General features: G+C 48.4%; 7 protein-coding genes. 6 read left to right on the top strand and 1 reads right to left on the bottom strand.

Annotated elements, in window-relative coordinates:
• From pstC to phoU, 4 genes are all read left to right on the top strand, one after another.
• The coding region (pstC, locus tag AC3A8L_RS18255; RefSeq protein ID WP_487963710.1) for a phosphate ABC transporter permease subunit PstC at positions 1-1,043 on the top strand (1,043 nt) is incomplete at its 5' end.
• Positions 1,036-2,316: a phosphate ABC transporter permease PstA gene (pstA, locus tag AC3A8L_RS18250; protein WP_487963709.1), complete on the top strand. Its 1,281-nt coding sequence runs from the start codon at positions 1,036-1,038 to the stop codon at positions 2,314-2,316. The genes pstC and pstA, both read left to right, overlap by 8 nt.
• A 198-nt stretch (positions 2,317-2,514) precedes the next feature.
• Complete coding sequence (gene pstB, locus AC3A8L_RS18245) at positions 2,515-3,342, top strand: phosphate ABC transporter ATP-binding protein PstB (protein ID WP_487963708.1); 828 nt, start codon at positions 2,515-2,517, stop codon at positions 3,340-3,342.
• Positions 3,343-3,452: 110 nt separating this feature from the next.
• The gene (gene phoU / locus AC3A8L_RS18240) at positions 3,453-4,190 is read left to right on the top strand and encodes a phosphate signaling complex protein PhoU (protein ID WP_487963707.1); all 738 of its coding nucleotides are present in this window, start codon (positions 3,453-3,455) and stop codon (positions 4,188-4,190) included.
• 81 nt (positions 4,191-4,271) lie between these two features.
• On the opposite strand, the gene AC3A8L_RS18235 is transcribed toward phoU, so the two are convergent.
• Positions 4,272-4,937 (bottom strand): hypothetical protein, encoded by a 666-nt coding sequence (locus tag AC3A8L_RS18235; protein WP_487963706.1) that lies wholly within the window; start codon positions 4,935-4,937, stop codon positions 4,272-4,274.
• Positions 4,938-5,227: 290 nt separating this feature from the next.
• Here AC3A8L_RS18235 and AC3A8L_RS18230 point away from each other — a divergent pair, with 290 nt between their 5' ends.
• Both AC3A8L_RS18230 and AC3A8L_RS18225 read left to right on the top strand, forming a co-directional pair.
• Positions 5,228-6,262, top strand: a complete 1,035-nt coding sequence (locus tag AC3A8L_RS18230) for a c-type cytochrome (protein ID WP_487963705.1) — start codon at positions 5,228-5,230, stop codon at positions 6,260-6,262.
• A 79-nt stretch (positions 6,263-6,341) separates the two neighbouring features.
• Entirely contained in the window at positions 6,342-7,220 is an 879-nt protein-coding gene (locus tag AC3A8L_RS18225) for an aldo/keto reductase (RefSeq protein WP_487963704.1), read from the top strand.
• Positions 7,221-7,291: the final 71 nt, after the last annotated feature.

The following is a 7,291-nucleotide window of genomic DNA, read 5'->3' as shown; positions in this document are numbered from 1 at the left end:
CCGAGCGCCTTAAATCGTTGCAGGCAACCAGCCGGTGGGCCGTTACTGGTACGGTTTTAGTTTGCGCGTTGTTAGGCTCTCTGTTTATTTGGGCTCAAATTAAGCCGCAGTTAAAAGCGCGCTTTAAAGTCGAAAAGGCCTTCCAGGGTTTTTTGTTTTTGTGCTCAAGCTTGGCGATTTTGACGACGGTAGGCATTGTTGTTTCGGTATTATTTGAATCGCTTCGCTTTTTTTCGCAAGTGCCGATAACCGAATTTTTGTTTGGTTTGGAGTGGAGCCCACAAATGGCTATCCGCGATGACCAGCAAGGCAGTTCGGGTAGCTTTGGTGCGATCCCACTGTTTACGGGTACCTTATTAATTGCAGCCATCGCGATGATTATCGCTGTGCCTTGCGGCTTGATGTCGGCTATTTTCTTATCGGAATATGCCAGCGGCCGCACGCGCGACATCATCAAGCCCATGCTAGAAGTATTGGCTGGTATTCCGACCGTGGTTTACGGCTTTTTTGCGGCCTTAACGGTAGCGCCTTTTATTCGCGACCTTGGATTTGATTTAGGGTTAGAGCAGTGGATTGTTATTAGCTCTGAAAGTGCTTTGGCAGCAGGCCTTGTGATGGGCGTGATGATTATTCCTTTTGTATCGTCGCTGTCTGACGATGTGATTAATGCGGTCCCACAATCTTTGCGCGATGGCGCTTTGGCTTTGGGGTCGACTAAATCGGAAGTGATTAAGCAAGTGGTTATTCCTGCGGCATTACCGGGTATTGTTGGGGGCGTTTTATTGGCGGCCTCGCGTGCCATTGGTGAAACCATGATTGTGGTGATGGCTGCCGGCCTAGCGGCGAAGCTTACGCTTAACCCTTTAGATTCTGTTACCACCGTTACCGTGCAAATTGTGACGTTGCTGGTGGGGGATCAAGAATTTGATAGCCCTAAAACACTCGCAGCCTTTGCTTTGGGTTTGATGCTATTTGTTGTCACCCTCAGCCTAAATTACTTTGCCCTGCACATTGTTAAGAAGTATCGAGAGCAATATGACTAAGCCTTTATCTAAACAAGCCGAACTGGTACAAAAAAGTCTTGCGAAGCGCTATGCCGCGGAAAAGCGTTTTAAAGCCTTTGGTATCGCATCTATTTCATTTGGATTGTCGGCGCTATTGGTGCTGTTCATCGAAATATTTGGTGGTGGCCTGGGCGGCTTTCAACGCACTGAAATTGCCTTGGATATCGAGTTCGATGCCGATGTCCTTGAGGTATACGACGCGAAAAACCCCGACGAACTATTGGCGGGCAATTATGCAGGGATTGTTAAACGCGCCTTAAATAAGCGCTTCCCGGGTATTAAAGACCGCCGCGCTAAGCGTGCGCTTTATAGCATGGTGAGCGTTGGGGCTGATTATCAGCTGCGAGACTTACTGGCTGAAGACCCTCGTTTATTGAACACGACTAAACGCCTATGGGTACTTGCCGATGATGATGTCGATAATTACTACAAGAGCTTATCGAGCGAACCTTACGCCGAGCGCATGACGGAACAGCAGCAGCAATGGGTGCAGGCGTTTATTGATAATGACGAAATTAAAACAATTTTCAACACACGCTTCTTTACCGATGGCGATTCTAGTGAGCCTGAAATGGCGGGTATTCGCGGCGCGGTATTGGGCAGCTTATTTACTCTGCTAGTGACCTTGGCATTATCGTTCCCTGTTGGCGTGGCGGCGGCTATCTACCTTGAAGAGTATGCTCCGCGCAACCGATTAACAGACTTTGTTGAAGTGAATATCAACAATTTGGCGGCGGTGCCTTCGATTATTTTTGGTTTGTTGGGGTTGGCCATTTTTATCAATATTTTTGAAATGCCACGTTCCATCCCGTTGGTTGGCGGCATGGTCTTAACACTAATGACGTTGCCGACGATTATTATATCGAGCCGCGCGGCGATTAAGGCGGTACCGCCAAGTATTCGTGAGGCGGCCCTGGGTATTGGCGCCTCTAAAATGCAAATGATTTTGCACCATGTATTACCCCTTGCGATGCCTGGCATGCTAACCGGTACCATTATTGGTATGGCCCAAGCGTTGGGCGAGACGGCACCATTGCTGATGATTGGTATGGTCGCTTTTATTATGGACTTACCCGGTGGGGTAACAGACTCTGCTACGGTAATGCCGGTGCAAATTTTCTTGTGGTCCGACAGCCCCGAGCGCGGTTTTTTCGAAAAAACGTCGGCGGCGATTATGGTGCTATTAATGTTCCTAATGCTGATGAATGCCCTTGCTGTTTTGCTACGTAAACGCTTAGAGCGTCGCTGGTAAATACACGCTTAATTAACTTGCACCCCGCGGGTAATATCTTTTGTTCGACGGGGGTGCTTCTTGTCATAAAGGTGTAATAAAATGCAAGAATCCGTTATCGAGCCAACATGTATTGAACCTCAGGCGAACCCGGCCGGAAAAGCGACTGCTCGGCCGAAGTTCAAGACACAAAAGACAACTGCTAAAGAATCGAACGCAATGAAACCAAAACGATCGCCTTCCGAAATTGCTGAAAGCGTTACAAAAACTGTAGGTAAACCGCTGGCCGACAATGCCAAGCTTTCTATGCGTGACGTTTGCGTGCATTACGATGAAAAGCAAGCCGTTTATGATGTAAACCTTGATATTGCCGAGAACCAAGTAGTGGCTTTAATTGGCCCTTCTGGTTGCGGTAAGTCGACGTTTTTACGTTGTATGAACCGCATGAACGATACGATAGATATCTGTCGTGTTAGTGGCAGTATTCAGCTTGACGGCATGGATATTTACGACAGTAAACTAGATGTTGTGCCTCTTCGGGCGCGGGTAGGCATGGTTTTTCAAAAACCCAATCCATTCCCTAAATCTATTTACGACAATGTCGCTTATGGTCCGCGTATTCATGGCTTGGTTAACCGCCGTACTGATCTGGACGAAATTGTTGAGTCGAGCTTGCGCCGTGCAGGCTTGTGGGAAGAAGTTAAGGATCGCTTGGCGTCACCGGGTACCGGTTTGTCGGGCGGGCAGCAGCAGCGTTTGTGTATTGCGCGCACGATAGCGGTAAGCCCAGAAGTGATCTTAATGGATGAGCCTTGCTCCGCATTGGATCCGATCGCAACGGCTAAAATTGAAGAGTTAATTGCTGAGTTAAGCCAGAACTTTACAATTGCCATCGTCACGCACTCCATGCAACAAGCCGCGCGCGTTTCTCACCGTACGGCTTATTTTCATTTGGGGCGTTTGATTGAGGTGAACGAGACTGAAAAAGTTTTCACTAACCCGGATCACGAGTTGACAGAATCTTATATAACCGGCCGTTTTGGCTAGTTCAATGCCAAGCTAGCGGCTTGTGCCTGCGGGTTGAAACCTCTTGCTTTGTGCTGCTAACAGCATTATTTTTCTAAACTAAATTTCATCGACGTTATTCAGGTAGATTCATGGAAAACTTACACATCGGCCAGCATATTTCCCGTCAGTTCAATGTTGATTTAGAGCATTTGCGCGAGCATTTGTTGGAGATGGGGGGCTTGGTTGAAGAGCAAGTTGCCGATGCTGTGCGCGCCATCGAGACGGCCGATAGCGAATTAGCCGAAAAAGTACTGCGGACCGAAGAAGAAATCGACCGTCGCGAAGTGGCGCTCGACGAAGAGTGCACGTTGGTATTGGCGCGTCGACAGCCTGCGGCTTCCGACTTGCGTTTGGTTCTAATGGTGACGAAAGCGAATCGCGATTTGGAGCGAATGGGTGACGAGGCGGATAAAATTGCACGCATGGCCATTGCTCTTAATGAGGCCGGCGGTGCTATTTCACCTCGGGGTTTTGTCGAACTGCGCAATATTGCGAATAGTGTTCAAACGCTAGTGAATCAATCGCTGGATGCCTTCGCGCGCTACGATGTTCAAACCGCAATGAAAGTCGTGAAGGGCGATACTTTAGTCGATCGCGATTACGGTTCGGCTATGCGCGAGCTAATGACTTATATGATGGAAGATCCTCGCTCGATTACACGGGTGATGAATATTATCTGGGCGCTACGTTCGTTAGAGCGAATTGGCGATCATGCCCGCAACATTGCCGAGCACGTGATTTACTTGGTACATGCGATGGATGTGCGCCATACCAGTGTCGTTGAAATTGAGGCGCAACTTGAAGAGCACGGTCACTTACCTTCGTAATCGTTCTGCCATAAAGTCATCGGTCACATCATAAAAAAGGCTTCTAATCAGAAGCCTTTTTTTGTACGCGAGATATTTAGTTTAGCCGCAGAACCAGCCTTCCACGTCTAGCGATATGCTGGCATCGCCGGCCAAGCAGGGCCATTTTTGGAGAACATCAGCCCAGCGATTGTCCCGGTGTTGACGTAAATAGCGAGAACAGTTTGGTGAGTTGAGCGCCCCTTCTTGGTTAAATAGTGCTTCTATTGCGTAGTGGACGGCGAGATCAAGTTGATTGGCAAACTCTTCACCGAGCAGCGAATGAACAACAATATTCGATAAGCTCATGTCCATTGGCGACAAGGGCGTGCCGCAAGCGAGCTGAATGCGATCATTGACTTCTTCAATCAGGCGATGCGATAGGTAGGCCTCATCCAATAGCGCTACAAGGCCCGTATGCTCTTTGACGAGTTCTGGTGGAGAGATGAAAAACTCTTCGGCAATGGTCATAAAGACTTGGCCTTGCTCGTAGAATTCGGCTTCTTGCATTAACGCGGTTAACGCTTCTAAAAAGTTGGGTACGTGCTCAATATATTGGGTGATAAATTGCGTTAAGACGGCTTTGGGGGAGTCACTTGGGAGCTTTATAGTGTGATGAAGGTGCGGCAGTTGGGCAGCTGCGAAGGCGGCAAGACAGTTGTCTTTTGCGTCCTGTCGAGTGGCCTCGGCGATAAGTTGCCGGATCTTAAGTGTATTGGGTGTTGTCATGCTTTTAAACATAGCTCAAACTGGAAAAATATGACGAACAAATCCATCATTTATGGATTATAGCGGCGATTGCTGATTTTGGTGCCAAGAAAGTGTAACGAATGCATCGTTCGCAGCACTAAGGATCCGCTAGGATTGAAAGCGTGCTGCTGAGTGGGAGAAACCGTGCATTTGTGATGTTGTTGTCCCATTCTTTATTTAATCTGGCTAAAATACATCGCTATAATCAATAGATGTCCACTCATTGACAAGGGCATAAAATGACAGAATTCAAGATTTCCGGAGTAATTATGGTTTTTAAACATTTAATAGCGGTTAGCGCGCTTTTAGCTTCGGCAATATTCGTAACGGGTTGCGGAAAAGATATTGCTGTAACGGCGAGCACGCCAACCCCGCCTTTAGAGAATATTCCTTTTGATGCGCAAAAAGCTGAGGCTGGAGAGGGGTTGTATCAGACGCACTGCGTTGGTTGTCATGGTGATGATGGCCTGACAACCGGTGTATTGGGCTCTACCGCTATATTGCATCGCGTTTATGCTACGCCTGCTGCAGTTGACTTTGACAAGCTTGCAAGTCGCTCTGTGAATGAAATGCCACCGCAAAATAAAACGGTTTGTAATTTTTCCTGCCAAGAAAATATTCAGCATTATTTCTATAAAAAGTGGACCGATCAGTTTGCCGCGCCTAACAACTTCCAAGGCTCAGTTGATCTAGAATTAGCTGCAGTAGGTAAGGGCTTGTATGACGAGCAGTGCGTTAGTTGTCACGGTGACTTTGGTGGTAATGATGGGGTGGCCTTGATGGATGGCCAATACCTTATCCGCAACGGCCGAGATATGTATAGCTTGGGTGGAACTCAGTATTGGTCGTTAAATGAGTTTATTGCTGAAAGCATGCCAAACACCGCTCCGGGCACTTGCGATTCAGTCTGCGCTGATGCGGTGAGTGAATACTTGCGTAGCTGGACCTATGAAAACGGCACCTTTGTCGATCCGATGTTGTCTGCGCCGGGTTCATCAACGGGGCCCACACAGCAAGAAATAGATGACCGCGTTGCGGCTGGGCTAGCCTTGTACACAGACGCCCAGAATGGCTGTTCAGCTTGTCATGAGGATGACGGTACAAAGGTTGGTCTTTCGCCACGGGCACTTACTGACTATTCCGGTAGCTACAACGAGATGATGGTTATCATTCGAGATGGCGTTTCGGGTACGCTTATGCCTGCGTGTGAGCCTGCAGGGGATTGCGCTATGCAGCTGACTGACTACATCTGGGTTCAGTTCTTGGGTAATACGCTCACGATCGACGGTGGCACCTCACCATAAACCCAAATCGTTAATACCTTTACCTTACCCTTAATTAAAGGCAGCATTCGCTGCCTTTTTTCATTTTATAGGATTCACTATGTCTACGTTATCACTCTCGCCGTTGGTTTTGGGCTTTTGGCGATTGAAAAACTGGGGCTACACCCCGCAGCAGATACTGGCCTTTGTTGAGCAATCGGTAGAGCTGGGTGTGACCAGTATGGACCATGCAATGGTTTACCGCAGCGAAGCCATTTTTGGTGAGGCCTTGGCTATTAAGCCAGCGGTGCGTGATCAGTTACAGATTATTACCAAGTGCGGTATTCGTCCGATGGGCTTTGGCGAGCTTGGCGCGCAAGCGGTTAACCACTACGACTTCAGTAAGGCTTATACCCTTGCGTCGGTAGAGGCATCGTTGCGTGACTTACAAACGGATCGTATCGATCTATTGTTACTGCATCGCCCCGACTTCTTAATGGATATTGCAGAGGTTGCCGATACCTTTTCACAATTAAAGCGTGACGGGAAAGTATTAAACTTTGGTGTGTCCAACTTTACGCCGGATCAGGTTGCTTGCTTGCAGTCTGCATTGCCTGATGCGTTGGTGACGAATCAAGTTGAGTTTTCACCGCTGAATATGACCGCCTTAAGTGACGGGAGCTTCGATCAGGCGCAGGCGTTGAATATGCGCCCAATGTTATGGTCTTGCTTGGGCGGAGGGAAGTTGTTTGCTCCAGAGACGGCTCAAGAGAATGCGGTGGTTAATGCGTTGCGCGCAGTGGCGGAAGCTGTGGGTACAGACTCTATCGAGGCGGTTGTTTATGCGTGGTTATTGGCGCTACCTTGTAAGCCTCACCCCATTTTGGGCACCAGTAAAATCGAGCGCGTTACCGATGCGGTAAAAGCTTTGGATATTCAGCTGACGCGTGAGCAGTGGTATGGAATATGGGAAGCGAGTAACGGTGCTTCTGTTCCATAGTCCACCTCTTTATAGCTTAGGGGCGTGCACTGAATAAGTTGCTGGAATTTGGGTTTTTGGGTGCTTGCTTG

This window comes from Marinagarivorans sp. (assembly GCF_982758155.1).
The sequence above is the reverse complement of the archived record's forward strand: the minus strand, read 5'-3'. Positions and strand labels throughout refer to the sequence as shown.